Annotated in this window: 1 protein-coding gene; it reads left to right on the forward strand. The window is 37.8% G+C overall.

Annotated elements, in window-relative coordinates; translation table 11 throughout:
* A partial coding sequence (locus R2R70_RS23595; RefSeq protein WP_410979432.1) for a putative glycoside hydrolase occupies positions 1–230 on the forward strand: 230 nt, incomplete at both ends.

The following is a 230-nucleotide window of genomic DNA, read 5'->3' on the forward strand; positions in this document are numbered from 1 at the left end:
GTGAGGCCAATTCAGCGCTTAGTTTTAGCTATAAAATAAATACAATGCCAACAGAGCAAGTGCAACTAGGTATGAAATGCGAGCAAGGCTGTGGTGGCGAGCTTAATATTACCAATGAGCTTAAAAATTCAGCCTTAAATACATGGCAAACAATGAGTGTAGATTTAACCTGTTTTACTAAAAAGGGCGTTGATTTTGCCAGAGTAACCAGCCCATTTATTATTAAAACG

It is taken from the genome of Cobetia sp. SIMBA_158, from assembly GCF_046566945.1.
In the GTDB taxonomy this organism is placed as follows: domain Bacteria; phylum Pseudomonadota; class Gammaproteobacteria; order Pseudomonadales; family Halomonadaceae; genus Cobetia; species Cobetia amphilecti.